This window comes from Paraburkholderia sp. BL10I2N1 (assembly GCF_004361815.1).
Classification (GTDB): domain Bacteria; phylum Pseudomonadota; class Gammaproteobacteria; order Burkholderiales; family Burkholderiaceae; genus Paraburkholderia.
The window spans coordinates 1,549,374-1,573,137 of sequence record NZ_SNWA01000001.1 but is presented as its reverse complement, the minus strand read 5'-3'; the positions used below and the strand labels follow the sequence as shown (position 1 = coordinate 1,573,137).

The 23,764-nt window shown below is 63.0% G+C and carries 20 protein-coding genes; 13 read left to right on the top strand and 7 right to left on the bottom strand.

Annotated elements, in window-relative coordinates:
* The first annotated feature begins 60 nt into the window (after positions 1–60).
* Positions 61–1,437, top strand: a complete 1,377-nt coding sequence (locus B0G77_RS07345) for an IS4 family transposase (protein ID WP_133661517.1) — start codon at positions 61–63, stop codon at positions 1,435–1,437.
* A gap of 47 nt (positions 1,438–1,484) precedes the next feature.
* Here B0G77_RS07345 and B0G77_RS07340 read toward each other — a convergent pair whose 3' ends face one another.
* Positions 1,485–2,231, bottom strand: a complete 747-nt coding sequence (locus B0G77_RS07340; protein ID WP_133661516.1) for a PepSY-associated TM helix domain-containing protein — start codon at positions 2,229–2,231, stop codon at positions 1,485–1,487.
* A 389-nt stretch (positions 2,232–2,620) separates the two neighbouring features.
* On the opposite strand from B0G77_RS07340, the gene B0G77_RS07335 reads away from it, so the two are divergent.
* Complete coding sequence (locus B0G77_RS07335; protein WP_243750952.1) at positions 2,621–4,549, top strand: DUF3857 domain-containing protein; 1,929 nt, start codon at positions 2,621–2,623, stop codon at positions 4,547–4,549.
* 95 nt (positions 4,550–4,644) lie between these two features.
* On the opposite strand, the gene B0G77_RS07330 is transcribed toward B0G77_RS07335, so the two are convergent.
* Together B0G77_RS07330 and B0G77_RS07325 are read right to left on the bottom strand one after the other, a co-directional pair.
* Positions 4,645–5,673 carry a serine/threonine protein kinase gene (locus B0G77_RS07330; RefSeq protein WP_133661515.1) on the bottom strand — a complete coding sequence of 343 codons (1,029 nt, stop codon included), beginning with the start codon at positions 5,671–5,673 and terminating at the stop codon, positions 4,645–4,647.
* A 92-nt stretch (positions 5,674–5,765) separates the two neighbouring features.
* Complete coding sequence (locus tag B0G77_RS07325) at positions 5,766–5,978, bottom strand: hypothetical protein (protein ID WP_133661514.1); 213 nt, start codon at positions 5,976–5,978, stop codon at positions 5,766–5,768.
* A 409-nt stretch (positions 5,979–6,387) separates the two neighbouring features.
* On the opposite strand from B0G77_RS07325, the gene B0G77_RS07320 reads away from it, so the two are divergent.
* The 5 genes from B0G77_RS07320 to B0G77_RS07300 all read left to right on the top strand — a co-directional run bounded on the left by B0G77_RS07320 (position 6,388) and on the right by B0G77_RS07300 (position 14,293).
* A complete protein-coding gene (locus B0G77_RS07320; protein WP_133661513.1) occupies positions 6,388–9,582 on the top strand; it encodes an efflux RND transporter permease subunit in 3,195 nt (1,064 codons plus the stop codon).
* 29 nt (positions 9,583–9,611) lie between these two features.
* Entirely contained in the window at positions 9,612–10,913 is a 1,302-nt protein-coding gene (locus B0G77_RS07315) for an efflux RND transporter periplasmic adaptor subunit (protein ID WP_243750951.1), read from the top strand.
* Positions 10,914–10,963: 50 nt separating this feature from the next.
* Entirely contained in the window at positions 10,964–12,415 is a 1,452-nt protein-coding gene (locus tag B0G77_RS07310) for an efflux transporter outer membrane subunit (RefSeq protein ID WP_133661511.1), read from the top strand.
* Positions 12,416–12,623: 208 nt separating this feature from the next.
* The gene (locus B0G77_RS07305; RefSeq protein WP_243751107.1) at positions 12,624–13,820 is read left to right on the top strand and encodes an MFS transporter; all 1,197 of its coding nucleotides are present in this window, start codon (positions 12,624–12,626) and stop codon (positions 13,818–13,820) included.
* A gap of 287 nt (positions 13,821–14,107) precedes the next feature.
* The gene (locus tag B0G77_RS07300; RefSeq protein WP_133661509.1) at positions 14,108–14,293 is read left to right on the top strand and encodes a hypothetical protein; all 186 of its coding nucleotides are present in this window, start codon (positions 14,108–14,110) and stop codon (positions 14,291–14,293) included.
* A 41-nt stretch (positions 14,294–14,334) separates the two neighbouring features.
* Here the strand turns inward: B0G77_RS07300 and B0G77_RS07295 are convergent, their stop codons facing one another.
* Positions 14,335–15,336 (bottom strand): fatty acid desaturase, encoded by a 1,002-nt coding sequence (locus B0G77_RS07295; protein ID WP_208116401.1) that lies wholly within the window; start codon positions 15,334–15,336, stop codon positions 14,335–14,337.
* 143 nt (positions 15,337–15,479) lie between these two features.
* A complete protein-coding gene (gene mgrA / locus B0G77_RS07290; RefSeq protein ID WP_133661508.1) occupies positions 15,480–16,523 on the bottom strand; it encodes an L-glyceraldehyde 3-phosphate reductase in 1,044 nt (347 codons plus the stop codon).
* Positions 16,524–16,763: 240 nt separating this feature from the next.
* On the opposite strand from mgrA, the gene B0G77_RS07285 reads away from it, so the two are divergent.
* Entirely contained in the window at positions 16,764–16,967 is a 204-nt protein-coding gene (locus tag B0G77_RS07285; RefSeq protein ID WP_133661507.1) for a DUF3185 family protein, read from the top strand.
* A gap of 69 nt (positions 16,968–17,036) precedes the next feature.
* On the opposite strand, the gene B0G77_RS07280 is transcribed toward B0G77_RS07285, so the two are convergent.
* The gene (locus tag B0G77_RS07280) at positions 17,037–17,798 is read right to left on the bottom strand and encodes a phytanoyl-CoA dioxygenase family protein (RefSeq protein WP_133661506.1); all 762 of its coding nucleotides are present in this window, start codon (positions 17,796–17,798) and stop codon (positions 17,037–17,039) included.
* A gap of 380 nt (positions 17,799–18,178) precedes the next feature.
* Here B0G77_RS07280 and B0G77_RS07275 point away from each other — a divergent pair, with 380 nt between their 5' ends.
* Complete coding sequence (locus B0G77_RS07275) at positions 18,179–18,532, top strand: hypothetical protein (RefSeq protein ID WP_133661505.1); 354 nt, start codon at positions 18,179–18,181, stop codon at positions 18,530–18,532.
* Positions 18,533–18,691: 159 nt separating this feature from the next.
* Here B0G77_RS07275 and metK read toward each other — a convergent pair whose 3' ends face one another.
* Positions 18,692–19,879, bottom strand: coding sequence for a methionine adenosyltransferase (gene metK, locus B0G77_RS07270; protein ID WP_133661504.1), 1,188 nt, complete (start codon positions 19,877–19,879; stop codon positions 18,692–18,694).
* A gap of 277 nt (positions 19,880–20,156) precedes the next feature.
* Here metK and B0G77_RS07265 point away from each other — a divergent pair, with 277 nt between their 5' ends.
* The 4 genes from B0G77_RS07265 to xerC all read left to right on the top strand — a co-directional run bounded on the left by B0G77_RS07265 (position 20,157) and on the right by xerC (position 23,729).
* Positions 20,157–21,041, top strand: coding sequence for a lipid A biosynthesis lauroyl acyltransferase (locus B0G77_RS07265; protein ID WP_133661503.1), 885 nt, complete (start codon positions 20,157–20,159; stop codon positions 21,039–21,041).
* Positions 21,042–21,142: 101 nt separating this feature from the next.
* Complete coding sequence (dapF, locus tag B0G77_RS07260; protein WP_133661502.1) at positions 21,143–22,021, top strand: diaminopimelate epimerase; 879 nt, start codon at positions 21,143–21,145, stop codon at positions 22,019–22,021.
* A 50-nt stretch (positions 22,022–22,071) separates the two neighbouring features.
* On the top strand, positions 22,072–22,788 hold the full coding sequence (locus tag B0G77_RS07255) for a DUF484 family protein (protein WP_133661501.1): 717 nt from the start codon (positions 22,072–22,074) through the stop codon (positions 22,786–22,788).
* 17 nt (positions 22,789–22,805) lie between these two features.
* Complete coding sequence (xerC, locus tag B0G77_RS07250) at positions 22,806–23,729, top strand: tyrosine recombinase XerC (protein ID WP_133661500.1); 924 nt, start codon at positions 22,806–22,808, stop codon at positions 23,727–23,729.
* Positions 23,730–23,764 lie beyond the last annotated feature (35 nt).

Here is a 23,764-nt window from a genome sequence, read left to right as displayed (position 1 = left end):
GCTTGTAAACTGAGTCAGGCGATGTTAACTTGCGTGTATTGCCTGTAAAACGACACGCCGTTGCCTTCCATAGACGATAACGCTGACTGGGCCGATACCGAATTCGGTGCGGCCAATCTGGGCGATGCCCGTTTGACGAGCCGACTGGTCGCGCTGGCGCGACGGTTGGCAAGTAGTCCTGATTGCCCATTCCCGCGCTCGCTCAATGCCGCCGAGCTCAAGGCAGCCTATCGTTTTTTCGACAACGAACAGGTCGATACGGATGGCGTACTTGCTCCGCACATTGAACAGACCCTGCGGCGCATGACCCGCATACCGGTCGTGCTTGCGGTGCAGGACACGACCGAATTCAACCTGAGCCACCTCAAAGCGACCGAAGGACTGGGCTACGGCACGGGCAACGCTTCGCGCGGCTTCATGCTGCACAGCCTGCTGGCCGTCACGCCAGAAGGTTTGCCGCTGGGTGTGCTGGGTATGAAGACCTGGGTGCGACCCGACGCGCAATTAGGCAAGAAGCAGGAGAGAAAGCACCTTCCGGTTGCAGACAAGGAGAGCGTCAAGTGGCTCGAAGGCATCGCGCATCTGGGCGCCCTCAAGGCACGCTGTCCCGAGACCCTGGTGATTGGAATCGGTGACCGGGAAAGCGACCTCTACGAAGTGTTCACGGCCGAGCGTCCGCGAGGCGTTGAGTGGCTGATCCGAGCCAAGTCGGATCGCAAGACCGTCAACCCCGAGCACTCCCTCTGGGAGGCCGTTGCCGCGACCGCCCCGCTGGGCGAAACGGAGTTACAGGTCCCGCCAGTGGGTAATCAACCCAGGCGCGTCGCCCGTCTGACACTGCGGTGTACGCCAGTGCGACTGAGGCCTCCGCAACGGCCTTCATCCCGGCTCGCCGAGGTCACAGTCTATGCGATCCACGCCCTTGAAACCACGCCGCCGGCGGACATCGAGCCGCTCGAATGGATGCTGCTCAGTTCCGTGCCGACGATCACGTTTGAGGACACCCTTGAACGACTCGGCTGGTATGCCCGCCGATGGACGATTGAGTCGTGGCACCGCGTACTGAAGAGTGGCTGCAGCATTGAAAAGCGTCAGTTCGGCAACCTTGAGCGGTTCGTACGGTCGACCGCGCTATTTGCGGTGATCAGCTGGCGCATCATGTACGCGACGTTGCTGGGTCGTGCCGATCCGGACCTGTCGTGCGAAGTCCTTCTGCAACCAGACGAATGGCGCGCGCTTCATAGCCGCACCCATCGCACGTCAAAACCACCGACTGCAATACCTTCACTCGGTGAGGTCGTGCTGTGGATTGCAAAACTCGGTGGGTACCTGAACCGCAAGCATGACCACCCACCCGGTCCCACCGTCATGTGGCGTGGATTTCTCGTCCTGCACGAGATCACCGAGATGTATCGCATCTTCAGGCAAGACGAATAAGTTGGCTCACGAAAAATGTGGGTGATCCTGAGATATATCAGAGGGGCCTACATCAGCCCGGCCATTACCGCCGCAGCGACCGACCCGAGTACCAGTACAACGCCAACAGTGCGTCGCCTGTTCAGTTCGGTCCACAGCAGCACACCCGTCAGCGACAGCAGGACCAGGCTGCCCGCGATCGTATCGACGAGCAGCACCCAACCGATACTCAGCCCAACCCCACGGTGGAGGTTGGTCAACACGCCGAGAAACGAGTTTTCCGAACGCTTGACCGCCACGTAGCCGTTGCCGACCCAGTATTCGGCCTGCACACTCTGTTTCGGGCCCAGGATACCCACTTGCCAGAATTCAGGTTGCACGACGCTGTGGTCGCCCCACGCGACCGGATGCGATGGTTCGCGGCGCGGCCTGCCCGGTTTGCCATCGATCTTCAGCTCACCTTTGAGCCAGTGGGCCAGGTCCATTGGCGACTTGAAGCTGCCGCGCGCCGGCAGCGCGATCTGCAGCTGCTCGACCTGCGGCTCACCCGTCGACACTTTCAGCGGCCCCGCACGATGGTTCAGCAAAAAGCCGGTGGACCCGAACATCAGTCCGAGCACCGCGCCCCACAGCCCGACCCAGCCGTGCACCTTGCGCAGCCATTTGATGAACGTCGAGCGCCGCGACCGCTGCTTGCGGCTCGCCTGTTGTGCATCGTCCATCAGTGGGTGAGGTGGCTCTGCGGCAGATCCGCTGTAGCCCGTCGCGCGCGCATCCGCGGCTGATTGTCGGTCGAAAGTTTCAGGCGCGTTCACATCGGGCTCCAGACGCAGCGGGTTAATGGCACACAGCTAGCACGCGCACGTCATCGCATGACGCGTCGCCGGCATTGAATGGGATGGATTGTGGGTTGACGGGCGGGCGGAAACGGTACGGCGGCCACATCCGGCAAAGGCGGGCGGGCTGGCAGTCACAGAGGAGAAATGCGACAGTGGCTGGCGATGCCTTTCAAATGAGAACGACTATCATTACATAGGCAGGCGATTTTCTCAATCGACCGCTTCTGCACAACGGTGCACGCGAATTACGATTGATGACAGGCAGCGACAGGGACACCGGCCGCGGGTTGAATGCCGCCTCTATCGCAATGCGCGATGGCCGCTTGACAATGGGTTGGGCGCACCTTTAATTATTACGAACCCCTATGCAGTTCGTCTGGATGCCAGAACACGCCATGCGCTCCTTCCTGCCCGTCTGCATCATGACACTCGCTTGTTGTTTCAGCGCCCGCGTCGTGGCCTCCAGCCAGCCGGCCCCACCGCTCGAGCCGTACGTCAACGAAGGCGAAACGCAGACTTTCACTGTCAACGACGACGGCTCTTTCACCAAACTCGATTCGATGACGCTTATGGTGAACAACGAGGCGGGTGTGGCACGGGTCGCGCAGCAGTACATCTGGTTTGACCGCAACATGGCCAACGTCGAGATCCTCGAGGCGTACACGACTGGCGCGGATGGCGCGCGCCACGACGTGCGCCCGGACCAGATCCGTGACGTGCAGGAAGCCCGGTCATTCGATGCACCAATGTTTCAGGACATCCAGGAAAAGGTGATCGTATTCCCGGCTGTCGAACCCGGCACCCGTGTTCATCTGACGTACAGGAAGACGCAGAAGGTACCGATCGTACCGGGCCATTTCAGCGACTTCACGCCGCCCGATCTCGCGCCGACGCACAACTTCAAACTGATCTACAACCTGCCCGCCGGCAAACCGCTTTACGCCGACGCGCGCGGCTTCACAACGATTGCGCCGGTGACGGAAGGTGGCCGCACGCGCTACGAATTCCGTTATGAAAAGGCCCATTTCAGCCGGCTCGAATACGGCTCGGTTGCGTACGTGACGTACGGCGACCGGCTGATGGTGTCGACGTTTCCCGACTATTCGTCCTTCGCTGCGACCTACCGCGCGTCGGCAGTCGACCCGAGCGCAGCCGACCCATCCGTCGTCCGGCTCGCCCGCACGCTCACCGCGAACGACGCCACGCCGCAAGCCAAAGCGAAGACGCTCTACGACTGGGTGCGCAAGAACGTGCGCTATGTGGCAGTGAACGTCGGTCGCGGCGCAGTCGTGCCGCATCGGGCGAGCGACGTCCTGGCGTATCGCTATGGCGACTGCAAGGATCACGTCTCACTGTATGGCGCGCTACTGGATGCGGTCGGCATCCCCAACGAACCGGCGCTGATCAGCAGCGGCACGATCTATTCGCTGCCGTCCGTGCCCGGCTACGGCGTCATCAATCACGTCATTAACTGGTTGCCCGACCAGCAGTTGTACGCCGACTCGACAGCGCCGAATGTCGAATTCGGCTTCCTGCCGTCGACCGACATGAACCGGCCCGCGTTGCTCGTCAACGAAGGCGTGCTCGCGCGCACGCCGCCGACGGCGCCCATGACGCGCAGCACGGATCTCGCGATCACCGTGCAGCCGGACGGCTCCGCGACCTTCGTCTACACACTGGAAACCGCCGGCTGGGCCGCCGAGCAGGGCCGCACGATGCTGCGCCTGCAGACGCCCGCGCAGCGTGAGGAATCGCTGCAGGCGGAATTACGCAACGCCAACTTGCGCGGCGCGGCGACACTCTCCACCAGCAACCTCGCAGCAACCGACGGCCCGCTGTCGATCACGATGCGCGGCACGCTGGAGAGTCTTGTCGTTCCGGGCGCGGCGGCGTCGATTCCTGCATTGACGAGCTTTGCCGGCGGCTTCGAATCCGATACGCGCTACTGGCTCGGCGAGCGGCAGCGGACACAGCCGTTCGTCTGCCGCAACATCGAACTGCACGAACGCGCGCAGATCACCTTGCCGCCGAATTTCCGCGTGCTCGACGTGCCTGAACCCGCACAGACGCAGGACCGCTTCCTCGACTTCCGCTCCCAGTACACGTTCGATGCGCAGACCAACATCATCAAGGTGTCGCGCGACGGCAGCACGCATTTCGACAGCGACGTCTGTTCGCCCGAAGAATTTGCGCAGATGCGTCCTGCAATGGAAGCGGTTGGACGCGACGTGCGGGCGGAGGTGATCGTGCGGTCCAGTCTCGATGGGGCGAGCGTCGCATCCCGCTTGCCGTAAGCTGGATGCGGTGAGCGTGACGGCGACGGTCGCCGAAGCCAGCAAAGCCAGCGCGGCCACTAATGCCGCCGGATGTTCCGGAACCGGCAGATCGCCTACACCAGCCAGAGCGGTCCTTCCTGCATCGCACCGAGTTGCTCGCGCAGTTCGAGGATCCGGTCTTCCCAGTAGCGCTGCGTGTTGAACCACGGAAACGCAGCCGGAAATGCCGGATCGTCCCAACGGCGCGCGAGCCATGCCGAGTAGTGAATGAGCCGCAACGTACGCAGCGCCTCGATCAGATGCAGCTCGCGCGGCTCGAATTCGCAGAAGTCTTCGTAGCCCGCGAGCAGATCGGTCAGCGCCCGCGAGGCCTCCACACGCTCTCCGGGCAGCAGCAGCCAGAGATCCTGTACGGCCGGTCCCATGCGGCTGTCGTCGAAGTCGACGAAATGCGGGCCCGCGTCGGTCCACAGTATGTTGCTCGGATGACAGTCGCCGTGCATGCGCAGCGCGCGCACGTCCCCGGCGCGCTCGAACGCACGCTCGACACCTTCCAGCGCCAGATTCACCACCGTTTCCCATGCCGTGCGAACGTCGTCCGGAACAAAGCGCTGCGAGAGCAGATAGTCGCGCGGTTCGTAGCCGAAGGTATGGATGTCGAGCGTGGGTCGCGCGATGTAGTTTTGCGTCTGGCCCACCGCGTGAATACGTCCGACAAAGCGCCCGAGCCACTCGAGCGTGTCACGCCGGTCCAGATCGGGTGCGCGCCCGCCGCGTCGCTCGAAAATCGCGAAGCGAAAGCCATCGAACGTATGCAGCGTCCTGCCTTCGAATGCGCGAGCCGGCACGGCAGGAATCTCGCGCGCGGCGAGGTCCGCCACGAACGCGTGCTCTTCGAGTATTGCCTCGTCGGTCCAGCGCTCGGGCCGGTAGAACTTCGCGACAACCGGCGGGCCGTCTTCGACGCCCACCTGAAAGACGCGATTTTCGTAGCTGTTGAGGGCCAGCATGCGGCCGTCGGTGCGCTGGCCAGCGGTGCTCAGTACGCCGTCGATGGCGTCGAGCACGCATTCCGGTGTGAGCCGGGCGAAAGGCGCGGTGCTTGAAGCAGCGCCCTCTTGATCAGGAGTGTCGTCGTTCATGCCCGCATTGTGCGCCGCCCCGTCCACAATGACGAGAGCGGCCGCACCCCGCCCGGTCCGAAGGTGGGCAGCGGTGCGGGCACAACCCGCGTTCAGTGCATCTGCGCGCTCGCCGGGCGTACCTGCTCGCCCGTATCGATCAGATCTTCAAGAAAGAAGGGTTCAGTATTCAACTGGAGCGACGCACCGGGTTCGCCGGCGTACCACGCCACCATTGCCATGTCGCCGAGGATGCGCATGACGATGCCGCGCGCGCCTTGTGGCACGGCGATGTGCACGGATCGGACAATAGAACCGATTTGCATGATATTTCCCCGTTCTCTCTTTGCCGGCTTGGATAGGGCGCCGGTCATGTGGCGATAAAACGCGCCGCCTCGCCGCAAACGTTGCGCGCGCACCTAAACCTGAATCGCGTGATACGCGTAGAGGATGTGGCCATTGTTCCCGTTTTGGACAGCGCGGGGAAGCGAAAAAAAAGGGCAAAACGCCCTTCGCTTCGGTCAATCCACTTACGAAACGTCAACTTGTAACACCTCGTAACAGCCCCATCATAAACCTTGCGGCCGACGATCCCAAAATTGCGCATCGGGACTACGATACGCGCTATATTCCTGTCGCGCATGCCGGGCCGAGCCAATGTCCGCGCGAAGTCCGTCGCGCAGGCGGCAGAGCCAGCCCGGCCCCCACCGACCCGACCAAAAGCAGCGCCGCTCCATGTGGATCGTTCGACTTGCGCTCCGGCGCCCGTACACGTTCGTCGTGCTTGCCCTGCTGTTGATGATCGTCGGTCCGCTGACGATCCTGCGCACGCCTACCGACATCTTCCCGAATATCGACATTCCGGTTCTGTCTGTCATCTGGACGTACACCGGCCTCCCCGCCGACGAGATGGAAAAGCGCATCGTGCTGAACTACGAGCGCGGGCTGTCGGTGGCGGTGAACGATATCGAGCATGTCGAATCAACATCGCTGAATGGTATCGCGGTCGTCAAGATCTTCTTTCAGCCGCACGCGAATATCGACGAAGCGCTCGCTGAAGTCACCGCGCTGTCGCAAACGCAGTTGCGCTCACTGCCCCCCGGCATCACGCCGCCGTTCATCCTGCGCTACAACGCATCGACGGTGCCGATCCTGAGATTGTCGCTGTCGTCGCCGTCGCTGACCGAGCAGGAGCTGTTCGACTTCGGCAACAACTTCCTGAAGACGCAGCTCGCCACGGTGCCGGGCGCGTCGGCGCCGCTTCCGTACGGTGGCAAGCAGCGCCAGATCATGGTCGACATCGACTCGCGCAAGCTGCAGGAGCGCAACCTCTCGCCGATGGACGTGGTCAACGCGATCACCGCGCAGAACCTGATCCTGCCGTCGGGCACGGCAAAGATTGGCTCCACGGAATATTCGATTCAGATGAACGCGAGCCCCGATTCGCTCGCCGGCCTGAACAACATCCCGATCAAGTCCACTGCCAACGGCACCGTGTATGTTCGCGACGTCGCGCACGTACGCGACGGCTACCAGCCCCAGACCAACATCGTCCGCGTCAACGGCCAGCGCGCGTCGCTGCTGACGATCAACAAAAGCGGCAATACGTCGACGCTGGAGATCGTCGACCGCATCAAGACCATGATGCCGACGCTGCGCAATCTCGTGCCCGAATCGCTGAACATCGATCCGGTGGCGGACCAGTCGCTGTTCGTGCGCGCCTCGGTGCAGGGCGTACTGCGCGAGGCGCTGATCGCGGCAGGGCTGACCGGGCTCATGATCCTGCTGTTCCTCGGCAACTGGCGCGCCACGCTGATCATTGCGGTATCGATTCCGCTGTCGATGATCACGTCGATCATTGCGCTCTCTGCGCTCGGCGAAACGATCAACATCATGACGCTCGGCGGCCTCGCGCTCGCGGTCGGGATCCTGGTGGACGACGCGACTGTTGCGATCGAAAACATCAGCCACCAGCTCGAGCAGGGCAAGAACCTGGAGCAGGCGATTCTCGACGGCGCGCATCAGATCGCGATTCCGACCCTTGTCTCGACGCTGTCGATCTGTATCGTGTTCGTGCCGATGTTCCTGCTGACGGGCGTGGCACACTACCTGTTCATTCCGCTTGCCGAAGCCGTCGTGTTTGCGATGCTGGCTTCGTACTTCTTTTCGCGCACGCTGGTGCCGACGCTCGCGAAGTACCTGCTGCGCAATCACCACCGTCCGGAGGACATGCACGCGAGCGCGGCCACCCGCAATCCGTTCATGCACGTGCATCTCGCGTTCGAACGCGCATTCGGGCGGCTGCGCGAGCGCTATCGTCTGTTTCTGGAAGCCCGGGTCGCAAAGCCTGGCGTGTTCGTCATCGCGTTTCTGGTGTGTTGCGGGGCGTCCATGCTACTGATGCCGTTCCTTGGTCGCGACTTCTTCCCGCAGGTAGACGCAGGCGTGATCGCCCTGCATCTGCGCGCAAAAACCGGCATGCGGGTGGAGGAAACGGCGGTCGTCACCGATCGCGTCGATTTGCGTATCCGTCAGCTGATTCCACCCGGTGAGCTGCATTCGATCATCGACAACATTGGCCTGCCGGTATCAGGGATCAACCTGTCGTACAGCAACACGGGCGTGATCGGCTCATCGGACGCCGACGTGCTGATCACGCTGAACGAAGATCATCACCCGACCGCCGACTACGTCCGCAAGCTGCGCCGCACGCTTTCGGACGAGTTCCCGGGCGTGCAGTTCGCCTTCCTGCCGGCCGATATCGTCAGCCAGACGCTCAACTTCGGTATGCCTTCACCGATCGATATCCAGATCGTCGGGCGCGACGTCGAAGGCAACCGCGCGCTCGCCGCGCGCCTCCTGAGCCGTCTGCGTGGCGTGCCAGGTCTCGCCGATGCACGTATCCAGCAGCCGTCCGACCTGCCTCGCATCTTCATCGACGTCGACCGCACGCGCGCGCAGCAGGCAGGCTTCACGCAGAAGGACGTCGCGAGCGACCTGCTGATCACGCTGTCTGGCAGCCAGCAGACCACACCGACGTTCTGGCTGAATCCAAAGAACGGCGTCAGCTACAGCGTGATTACCGAAGCGCCTCAATACACGATCGACTCGCTGCAGGCGCTCGCCAATATTCCGCTGAACGCGAACGGCAAGACCAACATCCTCGGCTCGCTCGCGACGATGCGCCGCGAATCCGGCAACGCGGTCATCAACCACTACAACGCGCAAACCACGATCGATATCTTCGGCACCGCCGACGGTCGCGATCTCGGCGCCATCTCCGACGACATCAACAGGATCGTCGGCGAAACAAAGGCGGACCTGCCGAGAGGCTCTACGATCCAGGTGCGCGGCCAGGTGCAGACGATGAACGACTCGCTCTCCGGCCTCTTCACGGGCCTCGTCTTCGCGATCGTGCTGGTGTATCTGCTGATTGTGGTGAATTTCCAGTCATGGCTCGATCCGTTCATCATCATCACCGCGCTGCCTGGCGCGCTGGCGGGAATCGTCTGGATGCTGTTTCTCACCCACACCACACTGTCGATTCCAGCGCTCACCGGCGCGATCATGTCTATCGGCATCGCGACGGCCAACTCGATTCTGGTGATCAGCTTCGCACGCGAGCGGTTGCTCGAACACGGCGATGCGGCGCGCGCGGCCATCGAGGCGGGCTTCACGCGTTTCCGTCCGGTGCTGATGACGGCACTCGCGATGGTGATCGGCATGGTGCCGATGGCGATCGGTCTCGGTGAAGGCGGCGAACAGAACGCGCCGCTCGGCCGCGCCGTGATCGGCGGTCTGGCGATCGGCACGCTCGCGACGCTGATTTTCGTGCCGGTGGTGTTTTTGCTGATCTATCGCAGGCTCGCGGCGCGCCGCCTGCACGCTGCTGAACACGTGGTACAAAAACATCCTGATGTGGGGCACTGATGGAAGGGAAGCGGGAAGGAAAGCAGGAAGTGAAACATCCTGAGCGTCCTGACGATTCGGCGCCGGTCGCGACAACGCAGCAACGCGCGCGCTGGGGAATCGTGGTGGCGGTCATCGTCGTGCTGGGGCTGGCGGTGCAGGGCATCTGGTCGCGCCACAGCGCGCAGGCCGCGCTCGAACGCGATGCCGAGCATGCAGGCCAGACGAGCGTCGAAATCGTGCGTCCGCAGAAGTCGAACGCTGCGCTCGATCTGGTTTTGCCCGGCAATGTCCAGGCCTTTCTCGACACGCCGATCTACGCGCGTACCAACGGCTATCTGAAGAAGTGGTACGCCGATATCGGCGCGCATGTGAAAGCGGGCCAGTTGCTTGCTGAAATCGATACGCCCGAAGTCGACGACCAGTTGCGCGCCGCGCGCGCCGACCTCGAGAATGCGCAGGCGAACTACGCACTGTCGAAAACGACCGCAGACCGCTGGACCGACATGCTGAAAAGCAATTCGGTGTCCAAACAGGAGACCGACGAAAAAGTCGGCGACATGCTCGCGAAGAAGGCGACGCTCGATGCTGCGCGCTTCAACGTCGCGCGCCTTGAAAAGACCCAGTCGTTCCAGAAAGTCTTTGCGCCGTTCGACGGCATCGTGACGGCGCGTAATGTCGACGTCGGTGCGTTGATCGATGCGGGCAGCGCGGGCGGGCCGGCGAAAGAACTGTTCCATGTGGCGCAGGCGGACCGGCTGCGGGTCTACGTCAGTGTGCCGCAGGCCTACGCCCAGCAGGTTCAGGCACAGCAGGGCGCTTTTCTGACCCTGCCGGAAACGCCTGCAAGGCATTACCCAGGCAAGGTGGCGCGCACCGCGGGCTCGGTCGATCCGCAGCAGCGGACAATGCTCGTCGAGGTCGACGTCGACAATCGCAACGGCGATCTGTTGCCAGGCGCTTATGCGCAGGTGCATTTCGCGCTCGGTGCGGGTTCCGCGCCGTTCACGCTGCCGGGCAACACGTTCCTGTTCCGTCCGGATGGCGTGAAGGTCGCGACCGTCAACGCGGAGAATCGTGTGAAACTCGTGCCCGTTTCGCTCGGGACCGATTTCGGCACGCGGGTCGCCGTCACGTCCGGTCTGCATGGCGACGAACAGGTCATCCTGAATCCCCAGGATTCGATCGTCGATGGTGCGCCGGTGCGTATCGTTGCGTCGAAAGCGGGGGCTGCGAACGTCACGAGCGGCGCGAGTGACGCGAGCGCCTCAGCCATGGCGAACGCGCCAGGTGCATCCGCTGCGCAGGAATCGGCAACCGGCGACACATCGTCAGGGAAGGCTGCGCAGTGAGTACGCGATTTCACCGTCCACGGGCTCTGCCACGCTTTTCGTTATCAGCGATGGCGGTTGCATGCCTGCTCGCGGGCTGCACCGTCGGTCCGGACTACGTGCGTCCGAAGGACACCATCGCTGCGACGTTCAAGGAACTCGACGGCACCGGCTGGAAGCCCGCGCAACCGGCCGACGTCGGCTCACGCGGAGCGTGGTGGGAGATCTACGGCGACAGCGAACTGAACGCGCTCGAAGCGCGCGTCGCCAGCGAGAACCAGAACGTACAGGCCGCGCAGGCACGATTTCGTGCCGCTCGCGCCAGCGTCGCGCAGTTCCGCTCGAGCTTCTTCCCGGTCGTTTCCGCAGGCGCCAATTACTCGCGGACGCGCACGTCCCAGAATATCCGCTTCAAGTCGACTGCGGGCTTCACACTCGACGACTACCTCGTGCAGATCGACGCGTCATGGGAACCTGATCTGTGGGGACGGGTATCGCGCAGCGTCGAAGGTGCGAAAGCCGGCACGCAGGCCAGTGCCGCCGATGCGCAGGCCGTGTTGCTATCGATGGAGGCGGAACTCGCAACCGACTACTTCGAACTGCGCGGCATCGATCAGGAACATCAACTGCTCGACAACACGATCGCGGCCTACCGCGATGCGCTCGATCTGACGCAGCATCGGCGCGCAGGCGGCATCGCCACCGATGCCGACGTCGCCCAGGCGGAGACCCAGCTACGCACAACCGAAGCTCAGGCGATCGATCTGGACGCGCAGCGTGCGCAGCTGGAGCATGCCATCGCGATCCTCACCGGTCAGAGTCCGTCCACATTCGCTCTGCCGGTCGCGCCGCTCGTGGCGGTGCCGGTCGTCGCACCCGCGGGCGTACCCTCGGCGCTGCTCGAACGCCGTCCGGACATTGCTTCCGCCGAACGCACGATGGCCCAGACGAACGCGCAGATAGGCGTCGCAACAGCGGCGTTCTTTCCGAGCCTGATTCTTTCGGTGACAGGCGGCCTCGAAGCCACCGACTACAGCCAGTGGCTGCTCGCACCGGCGCGGTTCTGGTCGCTGGGGCCGTCGATCGCGGCCACGCTCCTCGACTTCGGCGGACGTGCGGCGGTCAAGGACGAAGCGAAGGCGCATTACGACGAAAGCGTCGCGAACTATCGTCAGACCGTGCTGACGGCATTCGGCGACGTCGAGGACAATCTCGCCGCGCTGCGCGTGCTGGAACAGGAAGCACACGCGCAGGACGAAGCGGTGAAAGCGGCCGAGCGCGCGCTCGCCGTCATATCCAACCGCTACAGGAACGGCGCCATCACGTACCTCGACGTGGTCGTCGCACAGACGACCGCGCTCTCCAACGAACGTCAGGCGGTCACGCTCGCGCGCCGGCGGATGGCCGCGAGCGTCGCGCTGATCAAGGCACTGGGAGGCGGCTGGGACGCGTCGCAACTGCCCACCGACGAGCAGCTCGTGCACCCCGATGCGCCCGCCAGCACGCCGGCCACGCACGGCTAGCGAGGCACTGCTGGAGCGTCGAGGGACTCGATCTGTGCCCGGTTGAGCGACGCTTTGGCCCCAAACGGCGTATCGTAAGGGTTTTTACTGATCGGGAGCCCTTTTCGTGAGCGCATCGCCGGAACCCGGCCGGAAGGATTCTCCGGATGTTCCTTCGCCCGACACTTCGTCCGTCTCATCTACGTCCCGCGCGGCGCCTGGCGCCAGTATTCCCTACCTCGAACGCGACACTCGCGCTTTCTGGCGCGCCAGCCTCGCGCTGCTGTTCGCCGGCTACGCAACGTTCTCACTGCTTTACTGCGTACAGCCGCTCCTGCCCGCATTCTCGGCGACGTTCGGCGTCAGCCCCGCGCAAAGCAGCTTCTCGCTCTCGCTAACCACGGCCGCGCTTGCTCTCGCGATCTTCGTGGCCGGTTTCGTGTCGGAAGGCTGGAGCCGCCATCGGCTGATGACGGCCTCGCTCACCGCATCGTCGGTGCTGACGCTGGCCGTCGCGTTCGCACCGCACTGGCATCAACTGCTGGTATTGCGCGCGCTCGAAGGGCTCGCGCTCGGCGGTGTCCCGGCCGTCGCGATGGCCTATCTCGCGGAAGAGGTCCATCCCGATGGGCTGGGGCTCGCGATGGGTCTGTACGTCGGCGGCACGGCGATCGGCGGGATGGCCGGACGCGTGATCACCGGCATCGTCGCTGATCTGTTCGGCTGGCGCGTGTCGATTGCGACGATCGGCGTGCTCGGCATTCTTTCGATGCTCGCGTTTCGCGCGCTGCTGCCGCCGTCGCGCCATTTCGTGCCGCGCCGCGGGCTTGGGTTCGCGCATCATAGCTCCGCGCTGGCGAAGCATCTGGCTACTCCCGGCCTGCCCGTCCTGTTCCTGATGGCGTTCGTGCTGATGGGCAGCTTTGTCACGCTGTACAACTACATTGGCTACCGGCTCCTCGCGCCACCCTACCAGCTCAGCCAGACGGCGATCGGCGCGATTTTCGTCGTGTACCTGATGGGCGTGGTCGCATCACCGCTGTCGGGACGCATGGCCGATATGTTCGGTCGCGGACGCGTGCTGATCGCGAGCCTCGTTCTCATGCTGACTGGACTCGCGCTGACGATGCTGCATCCGATCGCGGCCATCGCCGGTGGTATTGCGTGCGTGACCTTCGGCTTTTTTGCGGGGCATGCGGTGGCAAGCGGCTGGGTCGGCCGGATGGCCACGGCGGCCAAGGGCCAGGCCGCGGCGCTATATCTGCTTGCGTACTACCTCGGGTCGAGCATCGTCGGGTCGTATGGCGGGCGTGTCTGGGCAGCGCACGGCTGGGACGGCGTCGCCTCGCTGGTCGCACTGCTCCTCCTGTGCGGAATCGTGGCGGCCTGGCGGCTGCGTGTCCGGGAACGCGCCGCGGCGGAGTGAAACTGATCCAGATACGGACAGGTGAATCGCCTATCGTTGCCCGCCGATGTCCATTTCGAAAGAGCTCTGTAAGCAATCGTTAGACTTTTTTGTGGTCGCTTCAAACAGTTGCCTGATGCGCCAAGCCTCGCCCAGCAAACCTGCAGCTATGCGCAATGCAGCAGTGCAGCGCCGCATTGCGGCATCATGCCCGTCGAACCGTCGCCTATACTCGAATCGAACCTCATAGCCGCGCCACATCAGAAATACAGCGGCTTGCTGCGTGAGTGATATCAATGGAGACGAGCATGACGACCTACTTCACGATCGCCGATTTCATTCTGGTCATTCCGATGGCTCTAGCTGGCGCTCTCTTTCTTGGCGCCTGCCCCTGCGCAACTGAATTCAGGCACAACGTCCTGCGCGTGATTGGGGCATTGCTGGGAGTGGGCGTGGCGATCCTGCTCGTCGAAGGGTTGCCTGCCCTGGTGTAGCGGAACAGGTGCGATGAGGGGGCCGGTGCTGGCCCATCACCTCAACGCGTATTCTTCACCGTCACCGTTCCGCTGAACTGGCGCAGGACGCTGCGGAAGTAAGCGTCTTCACGCGCGGCGTCGGCGGGTGACGCCGTCTCGCGCGCAAGCGCGGGGAGGGCGGTCCATGGCAGCGTCGGATGCTGATGATGCGTTCGATGCAGGTGATGGTTCATCAGTATCCCTTGCCACACTCGCGCAACGCGGAAGTTACGCGCTCGCCCGGGTTCGTCCAGCGCTACGTCGTAATGCGGCAGGTTATCCGCCAGCGACAGCCACACGCCCCGCAAATACATCGTCGCCGCGAGCGCCGGCCACCAGACTCCGTACAGATAGAACGCGCACGCGTATAGCGCGACGGTCAGCAACCAGTCGCGCCGCGTGCGCTGCCGGCGTGCGGGATCGGTCGCAAAGCCGGTAACGAGCCGCCCTACATCGGCACCCACCGGCCCTTCCGCGCCGACCGTCCGGGCGACCAGCGCACGAGCGGTTTTCACGGGCAGGAAAGCTAACAGCGGTAGCAGGAGTTCACCGACGTAGAAACCGCCGAGCAGACGGAAGTAGTACGTAATCCGCGTGCGCCAGCGCGACCCGTCGCCCTCGTGAACGTCGGGGCGGTCGTACGGTTCACGAGTGAAGCGATGGTGCATCAGATGGCCAAAGCGCACTGCCTCGAACGGCAATGACAGCATGATCGCCAGCGTGCGTGCGACGTTCTCGTTGAGACGGCGATCCGCGAAAAGCTGTCCGTGAATCGCTTCGTGAATCAGGCCCCAGTGCGTAGGCGTCAACACGACGACGGGCACGATCAGCCATAGCGCCGGCGCGCCCCACAGGCGCAGCAGAAACGGCAGCCCCGCCAGTTCCATTGCCGCCGCCAGCGAGACAGCGACGATCAGCATGAGATTCGTACGCGAGTTGATCGCGGCTCGCCTTGCCGTGCGGCGCACAGGCACCGCGACAGGTCCTTCCGGTTCCGCTTTGGCGGCGCCACGTGATTCCATCTTCCCTCCGTCGAAATGACACTGGCAGCGAACTTAGCAGTGCCTCATGACAGCCGGAAGAATGAACCTGCTGAACGCCTCCAAAGAGAAAAAGCCGCCTTACGGCGGCTTTCCTTGCGTGCGGACAAACCGCAACCCGACGCTCAGATATGCTGGTCAGTCGACGGCCTTTCCCACAGGTTGATGCCGCCCTCCGTCGCGTGGCGATCGATCTCGGCCAGTTCCTCTTTCGAGAATTCGAGATTCTTTAGCGCACCGACGTTCTCGCGCACCTGCTCCGGTTTGCTCGCACCGATCAGGGCCGACGTCACGCGGCCGCCACGCAGCGTCCATGCGAGCGCCATCTGCGCCAGGCTCTGGCCGCGCCGCTGCGCAATGTCGTTCAGCTTGCGCACGTGCTCGATGTTTTGCGCGCTCAGATGCTCCGCCTTCAGCGATCCGCCGCCCGGCTTGTTGACGCGCGCATCGTCCGGCACGCCGTTCAGATACTTGCCGGTGAGAAGTCCCTGAGCGAGCGGCGTGAAAGCGATGCTGCCCGTTCCAAGTTCATCGAGCGTATCGAGCAGTTCATGCTCCACCCAGCGGTTCAGCATGTTGTACGCCGGTTGATGGATCAGGAGCGGCACCTTGTATTCACCCAGCAGTTTTGCCATCTCGCGTGTCTTTGCCGCCGAGTACGACGAAATGCCGACGTACAGCGCCTTACCCTGCTGCACGGCGGTAGCGAGTGCGCCGGCGGTTTCTTCGAGCGGCGTGTCGGCATCGAAGCGATGCGAGTAGAAGATGTCGACGTAATCGAGCCCCATGCGCTGCAGGCTCTGATCGAGACTCGCAAGCACGTACTTGCGCGAGCCGCCGCCCTGGCCATACGGACCGGGCCACATGTCCCAGCCGGCCTTCGACGAAATCAGCAGTTCGTCGCGGTAGGGTTTGAAATCGTCCTTGAAGTGACGCCCAAAGTTCGTTTCGGCGCTGCCGTACGGCGGCCCGTAGTTGTTCGCCAGATCGAAGTGCGTGATGCCGAGATCGAAGGCTGTGCGCAAAATATCGCGCTGCGTCGACAGCGGCGTCGTGTCGCCGAAGTTGTGCCACAAGCCGAGCGACAGCGCAGGCAGCTTGAGCCCCGACTTGCCGCAAACGCGGTATTGCATGTCCGAATAGCGTTCAGAAGATGCTTCGTAGGCCATTGCGTGATTTCCTTGATAGATGCACGAGAAAGGATCATCGACGATTGTTGCGCGATGACATCGCCACACCACGACGCCCTGCCATCAGCAGGACGTTGCGGTGCGGCGCAAAATGCTGAACTGCCTATGTTAGCCAATCGACGGGCGGCATGCAGGAGCCCAGAAGGCGGGACGAAGCATGGACGCGACTGTGTCGTTCCAATACACTCCGGCGACCAGCTTTAATGATGAGGGATTTTCATGACCAGAGCGATTTCGTTCGCGTTGATCGTCGGTGGCGTCGTGCTGCTGTATTTTGGTGGCCAGTCGTTTCATTCGTTCAGTAACGAGGTCTCGCGCGTGTTCACCGGTGCGCCGACCAACAAGACCATTTTCCTGATCGCAGGCGGCGTGGTCGCGACACTGGCCGGACTCACCGGTCTGGTGATGTCCGGCAAGCGCTAGACGCGGCACGAAGGCGCCCGATCCGCGCGAAACGCATCGCGGCTTCCCGGCGCTACCCGGAACACCACTTCAGAACGCCACTTCAGGCATCGATGCAGAACGTGAACCTGGCAGGGGCACGTTGCTCGCACCGTGGTACGTAAACACGAGCGAAAACTTGATGTCGTCGGTTATGTTTTTGCCCGCCGAATGAAGGGTGTTGCAGTGAAAGAACACGACGTCGCCCGTCTGCAGTTCCGGTGAAATCGCGGTCTGGATGAGTGCCTGATTTTCAGGCAGATCGGCGCGAAAAAATTTCGCCTGGTCGAAACGATCGGAGGTGAACGGCACGCTGTGCGACTGCGGCACTAACCAAAGCGCCCCGTTGTCGACGGTTTCCGGTCCCAGCGCAAGCCATACCGACACCAGATCGTCCCGCTCAAACGACCAGTAACGCACATCGCGATGCCAGCCGGTCAGGCTCCCATACGCCGGGTGCTTTGTCATCATGCAGTTGTGATGGGCACGCGAGAGCCGCGGCTCTTCGCCGAAATACAGTTCCATCCAGCCGCGGATTTCCGGCGCCGCCGCCCATTCGCGAAACATCTGATCGCGGGAATACGCATCCAGCAGACGGCGCACCGTGTGGCCGCCCGGTGCATGTTTCGACTCCGGCGCGCCCGGATAACGCAGATCCGCCTCGAACTCGAGCGGTGCGGCGGCTTCCTCCAACTGCTGCTGCGCAGTGGCCCTCATCGCGGCACAACGTTCGGGCGAAACGAGTCCCGGCACGACGACGAAGCCACGATCCCGCAGCATCTGGACCTGTTCCTTTTTTGAATGGACTGACATGGACGTTCCGTTTCGACTGGCTAATACGGGATTGTAAAACGTACCTGATCGCGCTGCGCTGCGTTTCGGGTGCCGGACTCCGGTGCATTGCACGCCAAATGGGCAATTCGTGCACGGAAACCGACCGCAAAGGGATCGATCAATGGCCTGGGCGACCGATTGCCGCGAGGGTAAAACCGACTTTCGTGCGTCACGAATCGCGTGTAGCCTGACCGCATGTTGATCGCGATTCCCGCATTTCCCTTGCGCGCAGGGCCTCTTCGGGGCACAGCCGCCGCATCCCGCCTGTTTTCCGGCTTCCCTGTCGTCCACGCTGGCACATTTGGTGCTGCTTACAGCGCACTCTCCCGTCGGACGCCCTCATACCTTTCGCTGAAGCCATGCACACCCTGTTAAGCACCCGCCTTACCCACGCGGCGCTCAAAGCGGCGCGTCCAGCGCGCCGCCACGTTGTCCGCGCATTGCGTCACCACTCCGCGCGGACGCGCGCGCTGGCCGAACAATGGCGCGACGCAAAGCCGGTCGACGGCATTCGCACGTGGTTTCATTCGTTTTTTGCGGCACTGCGCGTGAAGAGTGGTTCGCACCGCTTCTCGCTGCGAACGCTGTTGAGGAAGCCGACTACGTTGCGTACGCTGAACGCGCGCCAGACGGCTGTCCCGCACAGCACCAGCCGCCGTCCACGCAGGATCTCGGTCACCAGCACGGGCTGGTTCGCGTTTGCCACTCGCTGAGCTCCTGTCGTATCGGGCCGTGTGAGCGGGCCCCGGCGCCGGGCCCGTTGCTCACGCGCAATCGCAACATCCCTGAAAAATCCACGACAGCAAGAAAAAAACCCCGCGCGGCGCAAGGCCGGCGGGGTTTATTTGCATCAAACGTGAACCAGGACGCACTCAGGCGAGCGCGGCGACCGGTTCTGTCCCTGCAGCTTCGGCAAGGGCGAGCGCCTTGTCGGCTGCTTCCCACGAGAATTCCGGCTCTTCACGGCCGAAGTGACCATAGGCGGCGGTCTTTTCGTAGACCGGGCGCAGCAGGTCGAGCATCTGAATGATGCCCTTCGGGCGCAGATCGAAGTGTTCCTGCACGAGGCGCGTGATCGTCGCATCCGACACGCGACCGGTGCCAAACGTGTTGACCATCACCGAGGTCGGTTGCGCAACGCCGATCGCGTAGGACACCTGGATCAGGCAGCGGGTTGCAAGGCCGGCGGCCACGATGTTTTTCGCGACATAACGGCCGGCATAAGCTGCCGAACGGTCGACCTTCGACGGATCCTTGCCCGAGAACGCGCCGCCGCCGTGCGGTGCGGCACCGCCGTACGTATCGACGATGATCTTGCGGCCCGTCAGACCGCAGTCGCCTTGCGGGCCGCCGATCACAAACCGGCCGGTTGGGTTCACAAGGAACTTGATGTCGCCCTTGATCAGTTCAGCCGGCAGCGTCGGCTTGATGACTTCTTCGATCACCGCTTCGCGCAGCGTCGACAGTTCGATGTCCGGCGAATGTTGCGTCGACAGCACCACGGTGTCGATCGAATGCGGTTTGCCGTCGACGTAGCGCACGGTGACCTGCGACTTCGCGTCCGGACGCAACCACGGCAGACGGCCGTCGCGGCGCAGGTTCGCCTGGCGTTCGACCAGACGGTGCGACAGGTGGATCGGAAGCGGCATCAGTTCGGGCGTTTCATCGCACGCGTAGCCGAACATCAGACCCTGGTCGCCAGCCCCTTGATCGAGGTTGTTGTCGTGTGCACGGTCCACGCCCTGAGCGATGTCCGGGGACTGCTTGTCGTACGCGACGAGCACCGCGCAGCCGCGGTAGTCAATGCCGTAGTCGGTGTTGTCGTAGCCGATGCGCTTGATCGTTTCGCGCGCGACCTGGATGTAGTCGACGTTGGCCGTGGTGGTGATTTCACCGGCAAGCACGACGAGACCCGTGTTGCACAGCGTTTCAGCTGCAACACGCGAGTATTTGTCCTGCTTCAGGATGGCGTCGAGGATAGCGTCCGAGATCTGGTCAGCGACCTTGTCGGGATGGCCTTCGGAAACGGATTCCGAGGTAAAGAGGTAATCGTTTGCCACGTTGCAGACTCCTGTTGAGTGGTTACGGTTGATTTTCACGTAGCCAGCTTCGGGAGCCTGAAGCGGCGACGCTTTAGCGGATTTCCTGACCGCCGGGCCCCACCACACATGGTTGGCGCCCACCGGCTTCGCCCCGCAAGTTGTCTATTAACTCGGCGAAGCCCTTATTATAGCGACTTCCTTGAAAAGTCACAGAGTGTCTACGAGTGCGGTATTACGTCATGTTCCCCGGTTTTCTGAAGATTGCACTGTGCTGCGCCGCACATCAGGAGGCGGCATGTTGAGCCACCTCGGCGCGAAGTTTGCCATCGGGCTCCTGAAACTGTTCGCATTGTTGCCTTACGGCCTGGTCGCGCGGTTCGGCGACGGCCTTGGCTGGCTGCTCTATCAGATCCCGAGCCGGCGCAAACGTATTGTTCACATCAATCTGAAGCTGTGTTTCCCGGAGTGGAGCGACGAGCGCCGCGAAGACGTTGCACAGGAGCACTTCCGGCATGCGATCCGCAGCTACCTGGAACGAAGCGTTCAGTGGTTCGGCTCGGCGAAGAAGCTCGAGAAACTGGTGCATGTCGATAGTGCGATCGATCTTGACGATCCTGATCTGCCGCCGACGCTCTTTCTCGGCTTCCACTTTGTTGGCATCGAGGCCGGCTCGATCTTCCTGAACTACTCGTTGCACCGGACCTGCGGCTCGCTGTACCAGCCGATGTCGAATCAGGAACTCGAAGCGATCGCAAAGGCCGCGCGCGGACGTTTCAGCGCCGAAATGGCGAGCCGCGCCGACAGCGCCCGTGTCGTGCTGCGCTGGCTGCGAGACCGCAAGCCGGTGATGCTCGGCGCGGACATGGACTACGGCACGCGCAACTCGACGTTCGTCCCCTTCTTCGGCGTACCGACCTGCACGCTAACCGCGGTGGGCCGGCTTGCGAAAGTCGGTCACGCGCAGGTGGTGCCGTTCATCGGCGAGGTGCTGCCGAACTACAAGGGCTATCGTCTCAAAGTGTTCAAGCCGTGGGACAACTATCCGACCGGCGACGACGACCTCGACGCGCGTCGCATGAACGCCTTTCTTGAAGAGCAGATTCCGCACATGCCTGAGCAGTATTACTGGGTGCACAAACGCTTCAAGACGCGCCCGCCTGGCGAGCCCGGCTTTTATTGAGCCATTGTTGCGACTGATCGAACGCTTCTGCCGGGCCCGGTTGACAGGCTCATCCAACAGGCCATCGACGCGCGCGCCCGCGCGTCCCTTACAATAGTGGGATGAAACTCAAATTCACCAAAATGCACGGCGCGGGCAACGACTTTGTTGTGCTCGACGGCTACACGCAGCCCGTCTCGCTGACGGCGGCGCAAGTGCGCGCGCTCGCTGACCGGCATTTCGGCATCGGCGCCGATCAGTTGCTGCTGGTCGAACGACCGACCATCGATGGTGTCGATTTCCGCTATCGCATCTTTAATTGCGACGGCGGTGAGGTCGAACATTGCGGTAACGGTGCGCGTTGCTTCGTGAAATTCGTGCGCGATGCGCGCCTCACCGATCTGAGCACCGTGCGCGTCCAGGTGCAGAACGGCATCGCCACGCTGACGATGCAAGACAACGGTGAGGTGGTCGTCGACATGAGTAGCCCGGTGTTCGAGCCGGCGCGCGTCCCCTTCGCCACGAACGGCCTCGAAGGACGCCGTGAAGGCAACGACACACTCTGGCCGCTCTATGTGAACGGCGCGACGCGCTGGATTTCAGCCGTCTCGATGGGCAATCCGCACGCGGTGCAGATCGTCGATGACGTCGAGTCGTTTCCGGTTCTGGTCGACGGCCCGGTCATCGAGAAGCACGCGCGCTTCCCGCAGAAGGTGAACGCCGGTTTCATGCAGATCGTCGGGCGCAGCGAGATCAAGCTGCGAGTCTTCGAGCGCGGCGCAGGCGAGACGCTCGCGTGCGGTACCGGTGCGTGCGCAGCCGTCGCCGCCGGGATTCGCCGCGGACTGCTCGATTCGCCGGTCACGGCGCACACGCACGGCGGCGCACTGACGATCTCGTGGGACGGCGCACGCAACGAAGACGCACCACTTCTGATGGCCGGCCCCGCTACGACCGTCTTCGAAGGCGAGATCGAACTGGCGGAACCGGCCGCAATCTGACCTTGTTTACCGACACACCCAAGCCCCCGCGCATCTCCCAAGCCGAAACCATGAACGATCGCGAAGTTGCAGAATATCTGCTCGCCAACCCCGAATTCTTCGCTGAACACGCGGAAATGCTCGCCACCATCCGGCTCGCCAACCCGCACGGGAAGGCGGCTGTCTCGCTGCAGGAGCGGCAGATGGACATGTTGCGCGACAAGAACAAGCATCTCGAACGGCGTCTTGCCGAACTGCTGCGCTACGGTCACGAAAACGACAGCATCGCCGCTAAATTCAGCCGCTGGACGACCCGCGTGATGTCCGAGCGCGATCCGCACGCCCTGCCGCGGACCATTTCGAACGGCCTGCGCGAAGTGTTCGACGTGCCGCAAGCGGCATTACGCGTGTGGGATGTCGCCGAGGCTTATGAGCATGCTGATTTCGCCCGTCACGTCGGTGAAGAAGTGCGGATTTTCGCCAACAGTCTCGCCACGCCGTACTGCGGCGCGAATACCGGCTTCGAGGCGGCGCAGTGGCTCGCGCCCGCCGTGAGCGCGGTACCGGACGGCGCGTCTTCGGACGAAGAACCGGCGGCTGGCACCAACGGTTCGATCGCGCTCCTCGCGCTGCGCGACCCGGAAGCAACCGAAGACGCCGGCGCGTTTGGCTTGCTCGTCATGGGCTCGCCGGATCCGCGCCGCTTTCACGACGGCATGGCCACCGATTTCCTGACGCAGATCGGCGCGCTCGCAAGCGCCGCGCTCAGCCGCCTGTTGCCGCGCTAATCCGGTCTCACCTTCACGTGACCCTCGCTGACCCCATCGCCACTTACCTGTCGAGCCTCGAGCACGAACGGCGGTTGTCGGCGCACACACTACGCGGCTACACACACGAACTCGACGAACTGAAGAAGCTTGCCAACGGCCGGCCTCTCGAAATGCTCACCGCAACGGACATCCGCGGCGCGGTTTCACGTGCGCATGCGGGCGGCCTGTCGGCGCGCTCCATCAGTCACCGCCTGTCGTCGTGGCGAGCTTTTTACCGCTGGCTGGCCGGCCGGATCGATTTGCCAGTGAATCCGGTCGCAACCGTACGCGCACCGAAGCAGGCAAAAACGCTGCCGAAAGCGCTTTCGGTCGACGACGCCCACACGCTGATGGAAGCACCCTCAGGCGCGACCACTGAAGGCCTGCGCGATCATGCAATGCTGGAGTTGTTCTACTCGTCCGGTTTGCGCCTGTCGGAGCTTGTGGGACTCGACGTCGCGTTCGCCGATGCCGACGGGTACCGTTCGGCGGGATGGCTCAAGCTCGATGCCACTGAAGTGGAAGTGCTCGGCAAAGGTAACCGGCGTCGCGTCGTGCCGGTTGGCAGCAAGGCGCTCGACGCGTTACGCGCGTGGCTCGACGTACGCGTCGAGTTTGTGAAGCATGATCCGCATCCGCTGTTTCTGTCGGTACGCGGCAACCGGATGTCGCCGAACGTGGTGCGGGATTGCGTGAAGCGTGCCGCCATGAAGGCGGGCATTCCCGCGAACGTACACCCGCACGTGTTGCGTCACTCGTTCGCGACGCACGTACTGCAATCGAGTGGCGACCTGCGCGCCGTGCAGGAGTTGCTCGGCCACGCCAGCATCACGGCGACCCAGGTTTATACGGCGCTCGATTTCCAGCATCTGGCGCGCGTCTACGATCAGGCGCATCCGCGCGCAAAAAAGCGCGACTAATACCGTTTTCATTACGACGGCGCCAAAGCGGCCGG